At 60.0% G+C, this 16,463-nt stretch carries 14 protein-coding genes and 3 pseudogenes; 8 read left to right on the top strand and 9 right to left on the bottom strand.

Annotation, left to right across the window (positions count from 1 at the left end; all coding sequences use genetic code 11):
* Positions 1-59 precede the first annotated feature (59 nt).
* On the top strand, positions 60-1,331 hold the full coding sequence (locus tag L8U58_RS00085; RefSeq protein ID WP_269954402.1) for an MrcB family domain-containing protein: 1,272 nt from the start codon (positions 60-62) through the stop codon (positions 1,329-1,331).
* Between the two features lie 125 nt (positions 1,332-1,456).
* A pseudogene (locus tag L8U58_RS00080) lies at positions 1,457-2,681 on the top strand (IS3 family transposase).
* Between the two features lie 32 nt (positions 2,682-2,713).
* Here L8U58_RS00080 and L8U58_RS00075 read toward each other — a convergent pair.
* The 4 genes and pseudogenes from L8U58_RS00075 to L8U58_RS00060 form a co-directional block, all read right to left on the bottom strand.
* Positions 2,714-3,052, bottom strand: a pseudogene (locus L8U58_RS00075) (IS110 family transposase); the annotation flags it as partial.
* Between the two features lie 261 nt (positions 3,053-3,313).
* The gene (locus L8U58_RS00070; RefSeq protein ID WP_230580207.1) at positions 3,314-3,484 is read right to left on the bottom strand and encodes a hypothetical protein; all 171 of its coding nucleotides are present in this window, start codon (positions 3,482-3,484) and stop codon (positions 3,314-3,316) included.
* 68 nt (positions 3,485-3,552) lie between these two features.
* Positions 3,553-3,933 (bottom strand): DUF7768 domain-containing protein, encoded by a 381-nt coding sequence (locus tag L8U58_RS00065; protein ID WP_230580208.1) that lies wholly within the window; start codon positions 3,931-3,933, stop codon positions 3,553-3,555.
* A gap of 104 nt (positions 3,934-4,037) precedes the next feature.
* Positions 4,038-4,565 (bottom strand): annotated as a pseudogene (locus tag L8U58_RS00060) (phage antirepressor); the annotation flags it as partial.
* 503 nt (positions 4,566-5,068) lie between these two features.
* Between L8U58_RS00060 and L8U58_RS00055 the strand changes: the two are divergent.
* Positions 5,069-6,016 (top strand): Abi family protein, encoded by a 948-nt coding sequence (locus tag L8U58_RS00055; protein ID WP_035007429.1) that lies wholly within the window; start codon positions 5,069-5,071, stop codon positions 6,014-6,016.
* A gap of 3 nt (positions 6,017-6,019) precedes the next feature.
* Here L8U58_RS00055 and L8U58_RS10310 read toward each other — a convergent pair whose 3' ends face one another.
* The 4 genes from L8U58_RS10310 to L8U58_RS10295 all read right to left on the bottom strand — a co-directional run bounded on the left by L8U58_RS10310 (position 6,020) and on the right by L8U58_RS10295 (position 7,981).
* Entirely contained in the window at positions 6,020-6,202 is a 183-nt protein-coding gene (locus L8U58_RS10310; protein WP_230580209.1) for a hypothetical protein, read from the bottom strand.
* Positions 6,203-6,262: 60 nt separating this feature from the next.
* On the bottom strand, positions 6,263-6,397 hold the full coding sequence (locus L8U58_RS10305) for a hypothetical protein (RefSeq protein ID WP_255710136.1): 135 nt from the start codon (positions 6,395-6,397) through the stop codon (positions 6,263-6,265).
* Between the two features lie 90 nt (positions 6,398-6,487).
* Positions 6,488-6,847 carry a DNA polymerase gene (locus L8U58_RS10300; RefSeq protein WP_268987430.1) on the bottom strand — a complete coding sequence of 120 codons (360 nt, stop codon included), beginning with the start codon at positions 6,845-6,847 and terminating at the stop codon, positions 6,488-6,490.
* A gap of 15 nt (positions 6,848-6,862) precedes the next feature.
* The gene (locus tag L8U58_RS10295) at positions 6,863-7,981 is read right to left on the bottom strand and encodes a DNA polymerase family A protein (RefSeq protein ID WP_230580211.1); all 1,119 of its coding nucleotides are present in this window, start codon (positions 7,979-7,981) and stop codon (positions 6,863-6,865) included.
* Between the two features lie 121 nt (positions 7,982-8,102).
* On the opposite strand from L8U58_RS10295, the gene L8U58_RS00030 reads away from it, so the two are divergent.
* Entirely contained in the window at positions 8,103-9,254 is a 1,152-nt protein-coding gene (locus L8U58_RS00030; protein ID WP_080720107.1) for an IS1249 family transposase, read from the top strand.
* Positions 9,255-9,803: 549 nt separating this feature from the next.
* On the opposite strand, the gene L8U58_RS00025 is transcribed toward L8U58_RS00030, so the two are convergent.
* Positions 9,804-13,472, bottom strand: coding sequence for an ABC transporter ATP-binding protein (locus L8U58_RS00025; RefSeq protein WP_043012177.1), 3,669 nt, complete (start codon positions 13,470-13,472; stop codon positions 9,804-9,806).
* A gap of 125 nt (positions 13,473-13,597) precedes the next feature.
* Here L8U58_RS00025 and L8U58_RS00020 point away from each other — a divergent pair, with 125 nt between their 5' ends.
* The 4 genes from L8U58_RS00020 to L8U58_RS00005 form a co-directional block, all read left to right on the top strand.
* Entirely contained in the window at positions 13,598-14,911 is a 1,314-nt protein-coding gene (locus tag L8U58_RS00020; RefSeq protein WP_269954401.1) for an MFS transporter, read from the top strand.
* Positions 14,904-15,149: a phosphopantetheine-binding protein gene (locus tag L8U58_RS00015; protein ID WP_035007435.1), complete on the top strand. Its 246-nt coding sequence runs from the start codon at positions 14,904-14,906 to the stop codon at positions 15,147-15,149. The genes L8U58_RS00020 and L8U58_RS00015 overlap by 8 nt, the downstream gene beginning before the upstream one ends.
* A 137-nt stretch (positions 15,150-15,286) precedes the next feature.
* Positions 15,287-15,826 (top strand): 4'-phosphopantetheinyl transferase family protein, encoded by a 540-nt coding sequence (locus L8U58_RS00010; RefSeq protein ID WP_051898227.1) that lies wholly within the window; start codon positions 15,287-15,289, stop codon positions 15,824-15,826.
* Positions 15,827-16,072: 246 nt separating this feature from the next.
* Positions 16,073-16,463 (top strand): terminase gpP N-terminus-related DNA-binding protein (locus L8U58_RS00005; RefSeq protein WP_420839815.1); only part of this gene is annotated, 391 nt, incomplete at its 3' end.

Genomic DNA, 16,463 nt, shown 5'->3' with positions numbered 1-16,463 from the left:
AAAATTCCAGATCGATGCCTTGGAGGACTGAGAGACACTAATGAACAGGAACCTAAGATATGAAGAATATATTCTCGAAAATTCTATCTGACTATGGGCAAGCGAAAACGCAAAAGCTTGCTGGCCATCCATTAGCTAGCTATATACGTAAAGAAGCTGTCCAGACTTTAATAACTGATGTAGGTATTGAAACAGACATATACAAGGTATCTGGCTCGGCGGGTCAGGGTGCGTGGGCGCAAATTCCATGGTTGTCTGTGTTAGATAAGTCAATTACTTCAACACCGACGCATGGCTACGACATTATCTATCTATTCAATGCTGATATGAGCGGCGTGTATCTATCATTAAATCAGGGGTGGGCTCACTTTGAGAACAAATATGGCGTTAAGCTAGGGAGCGACTATATAAAGAGAATTGCTGGGTATTGGAGGGGAGAACTAGCATCATCTCTAAGCGATTTTGAAACCAAATCGATCGACCTAAAGGCAGAAGGTAAACAGCGACCTCGTGGTTACGAGTTGGGGCACATATGTGGAAAATACTATCCCGCCGACGATCTTCCTGAAGATTTCAAAATGGTCAGTGACCTTCGTAATCTTATCGGGGTATTTCGGGAATTAAAAGGGAAGATTGGTACTCAGGGATTCGACCAAAAAAATGCTGAAATTATCGCGAACAGCATCGTTGGCCACAATCTCGAAACTGAAGTGTCAGGAACTAGCAATTCGGAACAAAATTCTGAGGCAATAAAGCTAGAAGAGAGGAACGATACTGAAGACGCTAGTCTAAACGATAGATTGCTATCTGGAGCAGCTGCGAAGTTGAGTTTGCAGCAAGTTCCGGATGCTCTTCGATCAATTCGCGAAGGCGAGGAGCGAATAGCTCGTAAAGTCGACTATGAAGCTAAGCAACGTCGCCAAAAGAAGATTGGATTACTAGCTGAAGAGGCCGTTATAGACTATGAGCGGCGGAAGTTAAGGTTGGCGAACCGAAATGACTTGGCGCAAAAGATTGTACATGAGTCGACTGAACACGGCGACGGCGCTGGATACGATATCCTCTCATTTACTGAGGAGGGCGAGAAGCTGTTTATCGAAGTGAAGGCGACAACAGGATCTATTCGAGAAAGCTTCTTTCTGAGCAAGAATGAAGTTCAATTCTCTGGCGAAAACGCCGGAAATTATGCTCTCTATAGAGTATATAACCTTTCCGCACAGCGAGAAGCATGGGGTCTATATATTCTCTACGGAGACATCCGCGATTCGGTGGAGCTGATGCCTACAACTTATATGGCACATGGCGCTGTAAGCGATCTAGTTCAAGATTAGTTTGATCGATTCCATAAATGAACGGTCTTATCACGCAAATTGTTCAGGGTATGTGGCGCGGTGAGATTGGCTATGGTAAGTGTCCTGGGTTTAGTTCCTACCTCTGCTGAGGAAGGATTGGCACTATGCCCAGAAAGTATTCCGCCGAATTCAAGGAAAAGGCGGTTCGTCAAATCCATGAGATCGTGCGTCTGGAGTCTTGTTCACGGCAACGCGCTTACGAGGAAGTCGGCGAACTCCTTGGCGTGTCCCACCACACGTTGCGCGCCTGGTACCGCGACAGCATCGCAGCCGAAGAGCAGACATCACCTTCTGATGGTGAAACCATGGAAGAAGAGCTCAAACGGCTACGCCGCGAAAACCGCGAGCTGAAACGAGCAAATGGAATCCTCAAGACTGCCTCGGCTTTTTTCGCAGCGGAACTCGACCGACCTACGACCAAATGATCTCCTACATCGATGAATACAAGGAGCAATTTGGGGTCGAGGCCATCTGCCGTGTTTTGAAACAGGCAGATCGTGGATTCATCACCTCACGCGGCTACCGTAAAGCCACTACACGTGCGCCCAGTGCGAGGGCTTTAAGTGATAGCCTGCTTATTCCAGAGATCCAGCGTGTGCATGCGGAAAACTTCTCAGTTATGGCATACGTAAAATGTGGCACGCGATGAACCGCGAGGGCTTTCCTATCGGCCGCGATAAGACCGCACGCCTGATGAACCTAGCCGGTGTCAGCGGTCGGCGCCGTGGGCGTAATCCAGTAACAACGATGAGTGCGAAAGTATCGGATCGTCGCCCCGATGTGGTTCAACGCAACTTTCGTGCCCAGGCCCCTGGGCGGCTGTGGGTGTCCGACATTACCTACGTTCGTACTTTGTCTGGCTTCGCCTACACCGTGTTTGTCGTGGATGTCTACAACCGGAAAATCGCTGGTGTTGCCACTCGCTCGACGATGCGTACCGATGCGCTGCCGATGGAGGCGTCGGAGCATGCTCTCACGGCGGCCGGCCGGGTTCATGGAAGCCAGCTGATTCACCACAGTGACCGGGGTAGTCAGTACGTGTCGTTGAAGTATTCCACGGCCTTGGCGCAAGCCGGAATTCGGCCCAGTGTGGGAACGGTCGGTGATTCTTATGACAACGCTCTCGCCGAAACGGTTAATGGTCTCTACAAAGCAGAATTGATTCATACCCAAGGACCGTGGACATCGGTCGGAGAAGTTGAACTGGCCACCTTGCGGTGGGTTCATTGGTGGAACACCAAGCGACTTCACGAAGCATTGGATTACGCCACCCCACAGGAAGTGGAAACCGAGTACTATCTCACCGAGCCCATCAACACAGGGTCGTAAAAGAAGCGGAACTAAACCCAGGACGCTTCAGTGTCGGCGATGATGAATGCGTCGCGTTTGTCTGTTTTTGCACGTCCCGGATAGCGATCTGCAGCTTTGCGCATCGCAAGACCTGGCAGGTATCCGACTTCGCAACCGCAGTCCCGGGCTACAGCAATTGGTAGTGCGCCGATGGTGTTGGGTTGGTCGACGATCACGAGCACGGTGCCAAGCTCCTGAAGCTGGTGAAAAACGCCTGCTAGTTCGGATTCGAGTTGGGGCAACGGTTTGTCGAAGACCTTGTTGCCATCACGGTCTAAGGCGCAGGCGTGGTGTTCAGATTTGCCGACGTCTAGACCAAGGAAAATGTAGATGGAATGCTCCGGAGACATGATGAGCTCCTAGAAAACGAGATGGGTATGGCGTTGTTCCAGTCGCTGGCGTCATGACCTTCGTTGCAAGCACCCACGTTACAAAGAGACCTAGTTTGAAACTGGCCGTGTCCCTATCAGCTGTCATCGAAAGTCCTGGCACCCGGCGGCAACACCCCCGGATTATGGAAACTACAGGGCAAGTAAGCCATACCGGGACCAGCGACTATCCCCATTATCAGGGACACTCACAAGGTAACGGGTGTCCACGTCCATGACCAGTCAGTTCGAGGCCATGAAACTGCCTGCCGAGCGCCTGCCACCCACGTACTCAGCAACCACATGATCAAGCCTCGCGACCGCCTCCAGGTCGGCCGCCGTGGTCACGGTGTACGGGTGTGGGTAGTGGGCGTTGTTCTGCTGGCCTGCCACCTGCGCGGTGAATATTGTCATCACCTTCATGGGGTGACCTCCTGAAAGTCAGCGTCGAAATAGGTGATCGGCAGCTCGAGGTGGTTGGCCTATTCGATCTCGGCGCGCACCCCTGCCGAGACACGGGCCGTGTAGACCCAGATCGCCTCGCACTTGCTCAAAAGAATTCGATTGAAGAACAACGCCAGCTCACAGTTGCTCGCTTCGGTATCGTCCATGAACTGCGGAAACAGCAAGTGTGGTGCGAGCGGGATCTTGTGCCATGACACCGCGTGAGCACACAAGGCTCGAGCCAACTCCACATTGTTCTCGACGTCCCCGGAGTACGGGGAGCAGATGTAGACCAAGGGCCGGTAGCCGTACTCGGCGCGCTGAAGATTCTTCAGCGCTTTGAACGCGGTGGGGTCCGGGTAGCCCTTCGTGATGTGGGGCGAAAAGCCCAGGCCGATGTTGAGAGCAGTCGTCGTCATGCCGCACCGCCGTCCTGCTCGATGACCGGCTGCAGGCCGAACTGGTTCTTCAGCGAGCCGTAGACGAAGAAGCGACCCTTCTGGATCCAATACATGTGCGTGCGGGTCTTGCCCTCGTCGTACTCGTGGGTCTTGGACTGCGTGTAGCCCTGTTCGGCGAAGCGGGCGTAGAGGAATCAGCGGCCGGACTGCCTGAACTGGATCCCGGCGTCGTGCAGCATCAAGTTCAGCCTCTTCGCCGACAGCCCGTAGTCCTTGGCGATCTCCGTGATGGTCAGCAGCGAGCCTGACTGGAGTACCACGTCGTAGTAGGAGACCTTCGGGGCGGCCTCAAGCAGGGCTTGCCCGGCTGCCAGCCGCTTGGCCCGCTCGGAGCGAAGCTGGACGATGGCACGCTCGAGGAACTCGTCATCATCCAAGAGCTCGTCGATGGCGTAGACGCCGTGGCGTCGGATGGTGGGCAGGACCTCGTCGACAACCCAGGCTTCGAAGTCCTGGGCTGTGGGGAGCTTGGAAGAGAAGACAAGCCGGTACAAGTTCCCCTCGGTAACGAACCTGATCTGCTGGATACCGCCCGGGGTGTCAAGGGGGTAGCGTTTCACGCCCCCCTTACAGTGACGTGCCAGAGCGTCTTTCGTATTGACATATCCGAGGGTGGTGGCGACGTCCCGGCCACAGAAATAGACCGTGCCTTCCTATTCGATCGTGTGGATCGTTCCGAAGGCATCATTTGTGAATGCCTGGAGGGTAGTAGTAGCCATGGCTGGCTCCTTCCTAGGAAGCCGACGATGAACATGCGAGAAAGGTATGGCTTCCTACCAGGAGGGCTTCGAGCAGGCCGGATGTATAACCACACACCGAAAACTAGGTTGGCACGGCTCAGATCTGTGACATAACCTGGATGGCAACATGACCGGTTCCGCTACCCGCCGAGGTGGGAGTCCAGGGCTAGTCTTCCTTGTGCTCAGCCAAGGTCTCCGGGGTGTTGGAGCCGCAGCCGCAACCAGCGCCTGCGGAATCATCTTCCAGTTGACTCCCGGAGCATCGATCAAGCTATACTTAACTCAATCGTTCAGCCCGCCTCGACCTCGGTCGGGAGTGGGCTGGATCTCTGTACAGGGTCGGAGCCAACATATTGAGCAAGCCGGTAAAACGAGCAGCAGCAATCGCTCAACACGTCGATCTGCTGCGTTCTCGCGGTATGCAAGTCGATACCGTCCTTGCATACCAATGGCTTAGTTTCGTCAGCTATTACCGACTATCAGCGTATTGGTATCCTGCCCGACACGTCTCGGCCCACGGCGTTCTCCAAGATACGTTCAAACCGGGCACTCGTTTTAGTGATGCTGTTGCGCTTTACGAAGCAGATCGCAAACTACGTGCACTGGTACATGACGGAATGGAACGCGTCGAAATTGCGATGCGCACCCGCGTAGGGGAAGCACTGACCGCAACCGATCCACTCGCTTACGCTGATCCGCAACGGTTTCGCCCGACGTTTAACCACAAAAAATGGATGACGACACTCGACAAGCGCATCAACCGTGCAGGCAGAAACAATGAAGCAATCAAGCATTACCGAGACTCCTACGACAGCCAATACCCGTTTTGGGTACTAGCTGAGGTGCTCGATTTCACTGACATTTCACGCCTTTACGAAGGATTACCGGCATCTGACCAGCAAAAAATCGCCGAGGACATGGGACTCGTCATTGACTTGACAGCACTGTCGAAAAACCAGCAACGCAAAACCAAACTCCAATCACCGCTCGTGCGATGGATGGAACAACTGACTATCGTCCGTAATTTCTGTGCACACCACGCCAGGCTGTGGAACAAATCCTTCGCCCCGGCACCAACGGCAGCATTTCGAACACTCCCGCAATTCGCGTCGCTGCCCCTCGGGCAAAGCGGACAAATATTCGGTGCCCTTACCGTCATGGCGGGGCTGGTCCGCGTCACATCACCAGGAACAACCTGGCCAAACAAAATCAGCAGCCTCATTGACAACGAGTTCTTAACAAACCCTCTCGTCAACCCCACCAGTTTAGGCTTACCAGAAAACTGGAATCACAGCTTCTAACTGCTAATCCTTACGATAAAACTCGCACTCATACCCGTCTGCCGCTAGTGGCAGTCCCGCAGCCCAGTCGGGCACGGTGGCCAACAGCTTGCAGATCTCGTCCACGCTGGCAGTGGCGGTCTCCACCACGATCTCGTCATGGACGTGCATGACGATCCTGTGCCCAGCGCGATCGACCTGGTGCATGCCGAACGTGAGCAGATCTCGGGCGACGGCTTGGACGATGTTCTCGGTGAGTTTCCCACCTTAGGTTTCCAATTGTCCCCATTTGCGACCCGTCGTGATGCTCTCGTGGGTGATGCTGGTGCCACAGAACCTGTTTTCGCCCAGCTTGGGTTTGACGTAGTCCAGGCGACGTCCGGAGGGTAGGCGGATGAACATGATTCTGGACTCCACGGTGAAGGTCAGCGCACCAACACTGGTCGGCTGGCGGGGAGAGATGGCCTCGATGACGGCGGCGTTGATGTCGGCTCACAGCTGCACCACGCTGGGGTTGGCTGCCCGCCACGCATCGACCAGCGGCTGGAGCTCGGATTCAGCGAGCCCCATCCGCAGTGCCTCCATGGCTTTGAGGACACCGACGGCTCCTTGATAGCCGCAGGCGAGCACAGCGATCTTTCCTTTCTGGCGCAGCTCGGCGTTTGCTCCGTCCATGTCGACGGGGACTCCGAATATGCGGCTCACGGTCTCGCAGTACAAATCCTTCCCGTCTCGGAAGGCCTGCAGCGTGGTGGTCTCGCCTGCAAGCCAGGCGATGACCGGCGCCTCGATCGCGGAGAAGTCGGCCACCACGAACCGGTGCCCGTCGGCGGGAATGAAAGCGGTGTGGATCAGCTGCGAGAGCGTTTAGGGCACAGAGTCGTAGAGCAGCTCGACCGCATCAAAGCATCCGGTCCGCACGAGAGCTCTGGCCTTGGCCAGGTCTGGTAGGTAGTTGCGGGGCAGGTTCTGGACTTGGACGAGGCGGCCAGCGAAACGCCCGGTGCGCCCTGCCCCGTAGAACTGGAGGAACCCGCGTCCGCGCCCATCACGACCTGCCACGTGCTGCATGGCCTCGTACTTCTTCACCGACGACTTCGCGAGCTCACCGCGCAGCAGGAGGACCTCACGCACCTCGCCGGTAGCGGTGTCGAGCGCAGCGGCCACCTCGTTTTTCGTCAGTGACTGCAGGGGCGTGCCGTGAGCGGCGAGCCACTCTTTCAGCTGGATCGGCGAGTTCGGGTTCTCCAGTCCAGTGAGTTCCTGTGCACGGGCCAGCGTGGTGGCGCGATGCTGCCGGTCGCACGCCACCGCGTGATCCACGAGCACCCGGTCGAGCCGGATGCCGGTGTCGTTGACGTTCTGGTCCAGGGCGTAGGTGTCCCACTCGGACGCTGGAAGCGGGAAGTCAGCCAGCCTATCGTGGATCGCGAGCTCCACCTCGACGTCGCGGCGGTTGTAGGAGATGAACTGCTCCCACCCGTCCGGGTCGGATGCAGGCGGGTTACGCATCCCGCCCAGGTTGAAGACGCTGGGTGTGGCCGGGGTACAGAACTGGCGGATGAGTTTCTTACCTGCACTGTCTTTGCGCTCCGGCAGGTCAAGGGCGGTGGCGACCTGCTCCAGGCTCATCGGCAAGCCCAGGTACGCGCTCCAGACCATGGTGCAGTGCCACTGGGCAGGATCCAGAAACCTGCGGCCCGTCATGAATTCTGGGTGGTGGCGGTGGAGCCAGGCCGAGAGGCAGATGCGCTCGAATGCGGCGTTGAACGCCCACTTCACTACGTGCGGGTCGACGAGTGCGGCCAGCACCTTTTCGGGGAGCTGGTGTCCGTTGGCGAGATCGACGACCTCGACCGGGCCGCCGTCGATCGAGTAGCCGAGCAGCAGGAGCTCGAAATCGTCGTGGTCGGCGTAGGGGTACACACCGGATTTCGCCAGGTTCACCGGCGAGAAGGTCTCGATGTCAATGAAGAGTTCACGCATGCGCGACAGCTCCTAGAAAACAATGGGGGGTTATAGGCAGGAATGTGTGTATGGAATGACTGATTTCATGTGCGACGGCTAGGCGTGATGCGGGGTTGAACATGCTCTGGGAGCATGTTCGGTGCAAGTTGCGAGGAATCACCCCCGGTGCGGTGTATGTGGCACCAAGCTGGTCAAGAACGGCACCACCAGCGCGGGGCGCACGAGATGGCGATGCAAAGCATGCGGCGCGTCGACGGTACGCAGCCGCGTAGACGTTACCCGGCGTGCCCAGCTCGACCGTTTCGTCGGGTGGTTGCTGAACCCTTCGCCCCAGTGCAGCCTCGGGGGGACGGGACGCTCGTTTCGTGCATCGACCGCGTGGTGCTGGAACGTCGAGGTACCCCAGCCGACGGTCACCGGCGAGGTCTTGCCGACGGTCATGCTCGACGGCACCTACCTGCAGGGCTGGTGCTTGCTGATCGCGTTCTCCGGCCAGCACGTGCTGGGCTGGCAGTGGTGCGATCGGGAGTCCAAGCCGGCCTGGACCGCACTGCTGGAGCGCCTCCCGGCCCCGGAGATGGTGGTCGTCGATGGTGGCCTCGGGGTAGCGGCCGCGCTGTCGGAATGCTGGCCCACCACCCAGGTGCAACGCTGCTACTTCCACATCTTCCAAACCATCACCCGGCACCTGACAATGAACCCGCGACTCGATGCTGGCAAGCAACTACGCGTGCTGACGAAAGCGTTGATGAAGGTCGAAGACCTTGACCAGGCCAGAGCTTGGATCGTGGAGTACCTGGCCTGGGAAGCCCAGTGGGATCAGTTCCTCAAACACCGCAGCTACCCCGGAACCCACAAGGAACGCCCTGCTTGGCTCGGCGCTCATCAACACTGGTGGTACACCCACCGCGAACTCCGCAAATGCCGTGCCTTGTTCCGCGGCCTTCTCCACCGCAACGAACTGTTCACCTGGCTGACCCTCGGCAATGTCCCACTGCCGAGGACCACCTCACCGCTCGAGGGTGGGCCGAACAAGGCCATCAAGGACCTTCTGCGCGTCCACCGGGGCCTGCCCGAAGACCATGCCCGACGCGGCATCGAATGGCTCCTCAACACCTGGTGCCAGTTCCCCCACGACCCATGGTCACTGGCCCAGCCTCACCAATGGACACCAACCAAGACCACACGGCGCGTCATCGACGAACCCGACGGGCCACAACCCGGCACCGCATTCTCATGGGAAGACGGCAACGGCATCCAGAAGGGCTGGGCAGGCCGCTGGCACACATGACACGCCGACAGCCATACACACATTTCTGCCGCTAACCCGAGCAGCGCGACCGATGGAATGGGCCGCAAGAACTCAATGACCGCTCCCATTGCCTCGAACAAGAGACGAAAAGACCCCAGCACGAGCCCGAGTGCGATACCAAAGACGGACGCGATGGAGAGCCCGATGAACCAGGCCACCAACGTCGCTCCGACATCTTGGAGGAACGCCAGATCTACAAGGAGCCCGAACACGTCCACGATCACCTTTGACGCTAGCGGAAGCGCGCTGGCCGGAAGCACTCCAGTGATCGAGGCGAGCTCCAGAATAACCAAGGTGACCAGAGCTCCGACGGCGCCCAGAGCTGGTCGCCGAGTTTTGAGTCCGCTCGGCTTGGAACCAACGCCCGGGAGCCGCGCAGCATTCGCAGTGGCGCTCACATTGCCTCCATTGGGTAGCGGGATGGACGGGTCATCAACGAACCGCACCGACGACGCAGGCCAGCACATTCAGCGGTGCATGTACGCGAGTCTTTGGCATCCAGGCCAGCTGGCCATTCCGTGGACCACGTCAACGCGGGTCTTTCCCTGGATCTCCGACTGGAAAAGCAGGCGTTGAAACCACACCGGCCGAGGCCGTGGCAAACTCGTGGGCACGCCACAGCCGTTGGTAGGTGGGGCTGCTGCTCAGGAGTTGTTCGTGGGTGCCCGTTGTTTCCACGCCATGTTCGCTGAGCACGACAATGCATTCGCTGGAGCGAATGGTGTTCAGCCGGTGGGCAATGATCATCACCGTGCGGCCGGCGACTAGCGAGGAGAGGGCTCGCTGGATGCGCACCTCTGTCCGGGGATCAACCGACGCGACGGCCTCATCGAGCAGTAGGACCGGGGCGTCCTTGACAAGGGCACGAGCGATGGAGAGCCGCTGACGCTGGCCACCGGAGAGGTTTCCACCGGCCTCGTCGATCATCGCGTCGAGTCCGCCGGGCATGGCGGCAACGAAATCATGTGCTTGGGCAAGTTCGAGAGCATGCCACAGGTTGTCATCGCTGATGGCTGTCCCCATTGTGAGGTTGTCGCGCACGGTCGCGGGAAACAGGTAGACGTCCTGGTACACGGTTGTCACTTGGGCAGCCAGCCCTGCCGAGGTCAAGTCCCGCACATCGGTGTCACCGAACCGTACCGATCCATCGTCGACGTCCCAGAAACGGACGACGAGGTTGGCGACGGTGGACTTGCCGGAACCCGACGGGCCCACGAGCGCAGTGACGGTGTCGGGTCGAGCAATCATGCTGGCGCCGTCGAGCACCCGGTGACCGTCGCGATAGGAGAAGCCGACATCACGCAATTCCACCGGCACGCCGTTCTCGGCGTGCACGGGAGCTTCGAGGTGGCCCTCAGGTAGCGGCTCGATGTCCCACAGCTCGCCGATGTGCTCGGCGATGCGCCCCTGCAGGTGTCGGTAGCTCGAGAGCTCCAACATTTCCTGGTAGGGCCGGTAGAGACTCAACGAGACCACGAGCATCAGCAGCGCGATTTGCTGGGGCAATCCCCCATCGAGATGCCGCAGGCACACCACCCAGATCAGCGCAGCGAATCCCAACTCCAGCACGGCCGACGCCAGCGATGTGAGCGGGCTGGTACGCACGGCCATGGCGACGCTTCGGCGACGCAGCTCCTCGACGGTGGCGCGATAACGACCCGCTTGGGGCGCGTCGGGATTGGCTCGGATCACAGCGGTGCCCTGCACGAACTCGAGGAGGTCGCCACTGGCGCGCGAACGCACTTGCATCACACGTGCGAGCACATTCTTTTCGACTCGATCGGAGACCCAGAGCAGGACCCCGAACACTGGCACGCCCACGAGTGCAGCCACGGCAAGACGCCAATCGAAGATGAACAGGACCACGGCTGCAAGCAGCGGCTGCAGCAGGCCCACGATGATCTTCGCCGGCAGATTGATGAAGTCGACCAGCGGCAGGTCAGACACGACGAGCGTCGCTGTCCGCCCGACGTCGAGGCGGTCGTATTCACCCAACGGAATGCGACGCAGATGTCCCAGCACCGAGCGACGCAACTGCATCCAGGCCCGATTGGCCTTCGGCCACCAGGTGCTGGCCAGCCCAACGCCGATGAACCATCGCAGCAGAAAGATCCCCAGCAACATCAGGCCATGACGCCACCAGGCCCCCGCGGAGGGCTCACCACCGAGCACATCGAGCAGGGCCAGCACCACGACCACGATGGGTGCGCTGGTGAGCATGCCGTCGGCGATGATGAGCCAGAGCCCACCACGCCACAGGTCGCGGCGTTGGTGGCCGAGCATCGCCAGCCACTGCCGTACCGGATTCATGGAGCCCAGACCATGGACACGAGGCGTCTCACCGAGTTCTCGGTCACGGTTCGCCGACCTGTCGATGTCGGACGCATCGCTCGAGCGCTCGGAACGGTCAGCGTGGATGCCGGTTTCGCCCGCGCCACCGGTCAACTGCCAGCCCTGGGCATCCAGGTAGTCCGACCAGAGTTCGGCATAGTCTGGGCAGTCCTGCATCATCTCGTCGTGGGGGGCGCAATGCACGATGCACCCCTCGGCGAGGTAGGCGATACGGTCATGGCTGACTATGGTGCCCAGCCGGTGGGCGACCGTGATCATCGTGGCGCTGGCGCGGAGCTCGGCAAGGGCTTCGTTCACAGCCGATTCGCTCTCCGCATCCAGAAAAGCAGTCGCTTCGTCGAGCAGCACGATCTTGGCACCCTTGAGCAGGGCCCGGGCCACCGAGAGCCGCTGACGCTGTCCGCCCGAGAGCTGACCACCACCGGCGGGCAGGACGGTGTGCCAGCCCTCGGGCAGTTCGGCGACGAACTGGCTTACGCGCGCCCGGTCGGCCGCGGCGATCACCTCATCGTCACTGGCCCCGGGGCGAGCCATGCGGATGTTCTCCATGATGGTGTCGGCGAACAGGTAGTCGTCCTGCTGGACGTAGGCGACGCGCCGCATCAGCTCGACCGGGTCGAGATCACGCACGTCGACACCACCAAGGCGCACGGAGCCCTCGGAGACATCGTGGAACCGAGCCAGCAGGCCGAGCAGCGTCGACTTGCCGCCCCCAGAGGGGCCGACGATTGCCAACGAGGTGTTCTCCGGGATGTCCAGGTTCACATCGGAGAGCACATCGGGCTCATCGTTGTCGTACCGGAACCACACATTGCGCAACTCCAGAGCGAACCCCTCCGGCTCATGGGCTTCGTTCGGCACCGGCAGATCGGGTTCGTCAAGGATCTCGGCGATGTTCTTCAACCCGGCCTCGACCTGATACTGCAGGACCGCGAGGCTGATCAGCAGACCCATAAGTGGTTGCGCGAAGCCAGTACCCACCAGCAGGAAGAACACCAGCGTCGCCGGGCTGATGATGCCCTGCGCGGTACACCACAATCCGACGGGCAGGATGAGTAGAACCGGACTCGACGACAGCGCCGTGCTGGCCACAGCCTGCCACTTGCCCCGGGCCTCCTTCCGGTTCTCGATATCTGCGGTCGCCGCTATAGCGGCATCGGTGGCACCGTGGCCGGCCCGCCCCGCCAGGAAGCCGCGCAGGACGCGCATTCCGCGCAAATACGAAATGACGCTGGTGTTGAGGTCGGCTTTGATCGTCGATTCCTGCTCGGCGAACCCAGCAGAACGGTTGACTCCCCAAACGATCAGCGCAACAGCCAGCACGACCACGAGAACAGCCGCCACACCGACCTGCCAGCCCATGATGAACATGACGATGATGCTTGCCACCGGCACCGCGATCGCCGCGGCGATGTCGGGGATGGCATGCGACAGGCCGAGCTCCAGTTGTTCCACATCGTCCTGCAGAACCTTCTTGAGGTGACCAGCGCTTCGAGCGCGAACGCGGCCCAGCGGCATGCGGGCCAACCGCTCGGCCAGCGCGACGCGGAGATCAGCGAGGATCCGGTAGGCAGCGTTGTGTGACACAGCATTGGCCAGTGCCTTGAACACCACCTTGGCGATGACCGCCAGCGCTGCCCAGACCGCGAGCGTGATCAACGCGAAACGATCCGGTTCGTCGCTCAGGAAGAGTTCGGTCGCCACGAGGTGGACGATCAGATACGGCGCCAGCCCCAGCAATGCTCCGACGATGGCCAGGATCGCACTGGCGATCAGGGCACCCTTGCGTCGGCCAATCGTGTGGGCGATGCGCTGCTGCCCGCTTGCTTGCACGTGATCAGGCATGGGACTCCGCTTCGTTCTCCGGGCTGGACGGACATAACTTTAGGTTTGCCTTACTTAACTACATCGCCTAGGGTTGTCGCAACTGCCCGATCCGGCGTAGCGCTTGCCCGACAGGAGACCAGTCGATGGCCGACAACACTGCCCTGCAGGATCCCGCGGGATCCTCCCGCACGAGATCACAAACCATGGCTCGCGGCTCACGACTCGCACTGATCGCGAGTCTCTACAGCACGCAGAACCTGTCACTCGCAGCGTTCAACTACACCTTCCTGATCGCAGCGCAGAACGCGGGTGTCTCCCTCGAACTCATCGGCGCCGCCACCGGCGTCGCGATGATCCTTGTGCTGAAATTCGTCTGGGCGCCGTTGGTCGACCGAGTCGGGTCACGCAGCCTGGGGCACTACCGCGGGTGGATCATCGCGTGTCAAACGGCCCTGACGATCGGCGCCCTGGCACTCGCAGCCCTCGACCCGGGCCGACACTTCGCGTCGATCATGATTGTCTTCGCGTTGATCTTCCTGTTCGCCGGCACACAGGATGTCGCCACGGATGCCGCCACAACCCGGCTGCTAGACCCACAGGATCGCGGCATCGGCAACGGAATCCAATCGGCAGGGGCCTCCTTCGCACAGATTGTCGGCGGCGGCCTGCTGCTGCTGATCTCGGGCAGCGTGAGTTGGAGCGCCGCCATGGTGACGTTGGCCGTCTTCAGTGGCCTGCCGCTGATCCTTGTTGCGCGGTGGCGTGAATCGGAGACCACCGACCACCTTCCGACGCCCCATGTCTCGACCCGACAGGTCCTGTCGTTCTTCCGCCAGCCCGGCGTCGTTCGGTGGACCTTCGCCGTACTACCGCTGTACGTCGTGGGTGGCGTGATCACCTACAACGTCATCCGGCCCTTGCTCACCGACGCCGGGTGGAGCGAGGCCCGCATCGGAACCATTGTGGTCATCGGCGGCGGCACTGCCGGGGTGCTCGCCGGCGTGGCTGCCGGCTGGCTCATCAGCCGCGTCGGCCGTCAGTGCTCGATGGTCCTGCTGGGCATCGCGCAGGTCATCGGTACCGCAGTAACGATCTGGCTGACGCTGACTCCGACCTCGATTGCCGTTGCGGCGTTCGTCACCGCCATCTCCAATGCCTCCTTCGCCGCAACCGGCGCTTTCCTCTACACGATCGCGATGGATCTGACGCGGCCCGAGAGTTCGGGCACGGACTTCACCGCGTTCTCGACGCTCATTCAGATCGTCATGGTCATCGGCGGCGGCTTGGGAATCGCTCTGGCGGGGGTGCTCGGTTTCACCGTGGTGGCCATCGGCGCCACAGCCGTCAGCGCCGCCGGTATCGCGATCGCGACACTCCTGGCCCGACCGGTCATACAGCGCGCCGAAGCACTGGCGACAGCCGGAGCCATTCCCGAATCGGAGAACAGCAATGGATGACATTCCAACAAGTCTGGACCAGCTCATCGACCAGATCCGAGAAACGCTCGGCTCTCCGAACGAGCCGCTCGCCGCTGACGATGACCTGTTCACGGCCGGCCTGGACTCGATCCGACTCATGCACCTCACCGATCGCTGGGCGCAGGCAGGAGCGACGGTGGACCCCATGGCACTGCTCGACGAACCCACTCCCGCCGGCTTCTGGGATGCGCTCCAAGGAGCCTCCAAGACGACATGACCCGCAATGCACCAAGTACCCTCGCTGCCGTATGTTCCAGTGCAACCCTCGGCCCCCTCGATGCTGAACTCTGGCTTGAACCCCACGCGTTGAAACGATGGAGGCGATTTCGACACCGACGCGATCGGGACGGCTTCTTGGTTGCTCGCGTCCTGACCGCAATCCTGTGGGGACGCCTACGCGGACGCGATCCTGACACGTGCTGCTTCCAGCAAACATGCTCCGAGTGCGGCGGACCGCACGGACGCCCAAGAATCGTCGGTGAAACCGAACTCTGGCCCAGCTGGAGCCACTCCGGCGATCTGGTTGCGGCGATCGTCGGCCCAGCCCCTGTCGCCATCGACATCGAGACCAACACACACGCCATTCCCGTCGACATCACCGGCCCCGGCACGGCTGCCGAACGCCAGGAACGGTGGTCGCTGGCCGAGTGCTGGACGAAGGCGGGCTACACCGATCTCGGATCGGCCCTCGACCACATCCGGCGCGGCACCACCCCCTCCCACCCCGCCCTGCCCCCTGCCCAATACCTGCACCGTCACTATCACGCATTCCAGGGGCTACAGGAATCCGGACCCCACCAACCATCCCAAGCTCCGGGGTTCGCGTCTGGCTGGGTTGTCATGCTGTCCCGCGACCCTGCGTCCCACATCGAGGACATCTTCTCAAATCCCTGATATAGGTTAGGCTGACCGAATTTCCGGCGACGAGAGGCTAGCCTTGAAGACATCCACACCTGCCCCATGGCTGCAGCATGTCCCGGCTGTCGACGGTGACGGCGATGCGCACGTGATCGTGTATCCCCACGCCGGTGGCGGTCCGCGCTTCTACCGGAATCTCTGCCGGACACTGGCTCAGTACATGAACGTGTGGGGGGTTATAGGCAGGAAAGGGATGCGGACGGAATCTTGGAGGATTCCATCATGAACCGCTCATACACCAAGGAGCAGCGACGCAGAGCTCTGCAGGTTTACAAGCGCACTCAATCGGTGACCAAGACCGTCCGTGAACTTGGTTATCCAGGGCGATGGACGCTGTACAAATGGTTGCGTGAACCCGCCAAACCTGGTCGACCCCGCAAACAGTCAAAAACATTGACTCGCTACCCGTTTGAGGTCAAGCTTCGTGCTGTTGAGCTCTTCAACGCTGGTTGGAGGCCAGCTGACATCGCTGTGGAATGCGAGCTGCGCTCAAAGATGAGTGTCTATTCTTGGGCACAACGCCACCGTGAAGAGGGAGAATGGGGTTTGATGTCGAAAAGAGAACGCAAAGAGCACACTTGCATGCCCACCCGAGCAGCATTCGAGAAATCAT

The organism is Corynebacterium macclintockiae (assembly GCF_027570165.1).
Lineage (GTDB): Bacteria > Actinomycetota > Actinomycetes > Mycobacteriales > Mycobacteriaceae > Corynebacterium > Corynebacterium macclintockiae.
The sequence above is the reverse complement of the archived record's forward strand: the minus strand, read 5'-3'. Positions and strand labels throughout refer to the sequence as shown.

Bases quoted from the DNA above. Each gene is read 5' to 3' on its own strand.
- L8U58_RS00085 (WP_269954402.1), top strand. From the start codon at position 60: ATGAAGAATATATTCTCGAAAATTCTATCTGACTATGGGCAAGCGAAA.
- L8U58_RS00070 (WP_230580207.1), bottom strand. From the start codon at position 3,484: ATGACAATATTCACCGCGCAGGTGGCAGGCCAGCAGAACAACGCCCAC.
- L8U58_RS00065 (WP_230580208.1), bottom strand. From the start codon at position 3,933: ATGACGACGACTGCTCTCAACATCGGCCTGGGCTTTTCGCCCCACATC.
- L8U58_RS10310 (WP_230580209.1), bottom strand. From the start codon at position 6,202: ATGCACCAGGTCGATCGCGCTGGGCACAGGATCGTCATGCACGTCCAT.
- L8U58_RS10305 (WP_255710136.1), bottom strand. From the start codon at position 6,397: ATGTTCATCCGCCTACCCTCCGGACGTCGCCTGGACTACGTCAAACCC.
- L8U58_RS10295 (WP_230580211.1), bottom strand. From the start codon at position 7,981: ATGCGTGAACTCTTCATTGACATCGAGACCTTCTCGCCGGTGAACCTG.
- L8U58_RS00025 (WP_043012177.1), bottom strand. From the start codon at position 13,472: ATGCCTGATCACGTGCAAGCAAGCGGGCAGCAGCGCATCGCCCACACG.
- L8U58_RS00020 (WP_269954401.1), top strand. From the start codon at position 13,598: ATGGCCGACAACACTGCCCTGCAGGATCCCGCGGGATCCTCCCGCACG.
- L8U58_RS00015 (WP_035007435.1), top strand. From the start codon at position 14,904: ATGGATGACATTCCAACAAGTCTGGACCAGCTCATCGACCAGATCCGA.